Below are 2370 nucleotides of genomic sequence, written 5' to 3'. Positions count from 1 at the left end.
CGCCAGCATGCTCCACTCCGGCAGGCTGAGGCCGAACAGCGTCCACTTCACTTCGGCGCAGTCGGCGGTGCCGTGCAGTACCAGGCGGATGATGTCCTGGAACGGCAGCGCCTCCATCATGTAGTCGAGACTCGGCAGGCAGGCGGGCAGTTCGTCGGCGGGAATCTTCTGCAGCCAGACCTGGCGTCCGGCGACCGCGGCGCCGGCGACCGCGGAGAACAACGCGAATACTGAGTACGCCCGGCGACCGCGACGACGCGGGCCGTGGATGGCCGCGACCAGGCAGACCAGCCCGAAGGCGATCACGCAGATACGCTGAAGAATGCACAGCGGGCACGGTTCGAGACCGACCACATGCTCCAGGTACAGCGCGCCGGCCATGACGAGCACGCAGGCAAGAAAGGCGAGCAGGAACAGCGAACGCGAACTGGCCAGGGAAGACATGAAGGCACCGATTGACGGGAAAGGCCGCTACGGTAGAGGAAAGCGCCCCGGCGTTTCAAGCCGCGGCGCCATCGGTGCGGAGGTGGGCGTGCTCAGGAGGTCGCGGATACCGCCGGCAGGTTGCCCGGCAGCAGGCCGAGACCTTCCTGGAACAGCTGGTTGCTGCGCTCGTGTTCTCCCAGTCGCGTGAACAACCGCGCCAGTTCGGCGCAGGTGCGCGGATCGCGGGAAAAGCCGAGGCTCGCCTCGTAATAGTCCCGCGCCTTGCCCCACAGCGCGCTGTTCTGGCTGATCCGTGCCAGCGCGCGCAGCAACAGCGGGTCCTCGGGATGCTGCTTCAGCCAGCCCTCGGCGATCTCCAGCTGGGCCGCCGGATCGCGCCCCTGCAGATCGCCGTAGAAGTCCATCAGGCGACTGTCGTAGTGCTTCTTCAACGGTCCGCGCAGCGCTTCCTCGGCGTCGGCGTCGCTGCCCAGGTAACGCAGCTGGCTGGCGTAGGCGAAGAGCATCTCCGGGTCCTGCTTCTGCGCCGAGGGCAGGTGCTGCCAGGCCTGTTGCAACATCGCCAGATCGGTCGACTGGCTCAGCCGCCCGCGCCAGCTGGCGCGTTCCAGCTCGAGAAGTTCCTGGTTGCCCAGCAGCTTGTGCTTGCGCAGTTCTGGCAGCAGCGCGCCGCATGCCGCCCACTCGCCCCGCTGGCGATGCACGGCGAGCAGCTGCAGCAGCACTTGATGATGCCCCGGATGACGCTCGTGCATGGCTTGCAGGGTGTCACGGGCGCCGTCCAGGTCGCCGCGCTCGCGTTGCAGCTCGGCGTGGGTCAGCGCCACCGCCAGCTCGGCCTTGGGCTGACGCTGCAGGGCGCTCTCGAGCAGCTTGTCGCTCTCTTCGTACTGGCCCAGGTGGTTGGCGGCGCGGGCGGCTCCCAGGTAGTACATCAGCGGCTGCGGCTCGTTTTCGGCGGCAAGCTTGAGGTGGCGCAGGGCGCGCTCCCAGCGGCCTTCGAGCATGTCCAGCAGTCCGTGCTCGGCGGCACGCCGGGTGCGGAGCGCGCGGCGCCTCTTCGACCAGGGGTTGAGCGCACCGTTGGAGGCGACCAGCAGGCGCACCACCAGGCGCAGCAGATACAGCGTCAGGCCGAGCACCACCAGCAGGGCGAGAAAGACCCACAAGCTGGATTCGTAGCGAACACCGCGGTAGGCGATCAGCACGTAGCCGCTGCTCTCGGAGATCGCCAGGCCGAGTAGCGTGGCGGCGACGGCGACGACCAGCAGCACCAGCACTGCGCGGATCATTCGCCTGCCTCCACGGCATCCGCCGGCTGCTCGGCCTCATCGGTCGCGGGCTTGTCCTGGCGGGGCGACTCGCGTTCTTTCAGATAGGCCTGCAGGCCGAGCAACGCCGGACGCAGGTCGGGAATCTCGACGCTCACCGGTTGCTCGGCAAGCTGTGCCAGGCGCGAGGCCAGAACGCCGACCTCATGGCTTTGCGCATCGAAGTAGGTTTTCAGCAGTTCCTGCGCCTGCGTCAGGGCAGCGCGGTAGATTTCCGGCTGGGCGTTCAAGGCCGCCCACTGCGCCTGTTCGAGCGCCAGGGAAAGGGTCAGGCGCACCTGGGCCAGACTCTGGCCGGCCAGTTGCGGGCGAATGTCCTGGTCGGCGTGCAGTTCCAGGCGCACGTATTTGGACAGCTTGCCCCAAGTGCGTTGCCACCAGGGCAAGTCCGCCGGGACCGGCGCGGAGTCCGCCTGGTCTATTTCGTACTCCGGCGCGAGGGTCTGTAGCCGATCGACCTGGCTGCGCAACGCCGAAAGTTGCAGGAACAGGCCGTTGCGGTCGGGCTGCGGCAGCGCGCGAAGCGTCTCCAGAGCCTTGATCAGTTCACCGCGGGCGGCGAACGCCAGCGGATCGTCCTGCGCGCGCAGGA

At 67.9% G+C, this 2370-nt stretch carries 3 protein-coding genes; all 3 read right to left on the bottom strand.

Annotated features, from left to right (window positions below; genetic code table 11):
• Nucleotides 1–444: disulfide bond formation protein B (locus tag B2X67_RS03845; RefSeq protein WP_286784674.1), on the bottom strand; the 444-nt coding region annotated here is incomplete at its 3' end.
• Between the two features lie 92 nt (nt 445–536).
• Complete coding sequence (locus tag B2X67_RS03840) at nt 537–1739, bottom strand: heme biosynthesis HemY N-terminal domain-containing protein (RefSeq protein WP_286784673.1); 1203 nt, start codon at nt 1737–1739, stop codon at nt 537–539.
• Nucleotides 1736–2370 (bottom strand): uroporphyrinogen-III C-methyltransferase (locus B2X67_RS03835; protein ID WP_286784672.1); only part of this gene is annotated, 635 nt, incomplete at its 5' end. The genes B2X67_RS03840 and B2X67_RS03835, both read right to left, overlap by 4 nt.

The sequence above is a fragment of the Pseudomonas sp. UBA3153 genome (genome assembly GCF_002364635.1).
Lineage (GTDB): Bacteria > Pseudomonadota > Gammaproteobacteria > Pseudomonadales > Pseudomonadaceae > Pseudomonas_O > Pseudomonas_O kuykendallii.
Note: the sequence above shows the minus strand (reverse complement) of the source record. Positions and strands in the feature narration are given on the sequence as shown.

What these genes read in the sequence shown, in the direction of transcription:
- B2X67_RS03840 (WP_286784673.1), bottom strand. Translation starts at nt 1,739, where the DNA reads ATGATCCGCGCAGTGCTGGTGCTGCTGGTCGTCGCCGTCGCCGCCACG.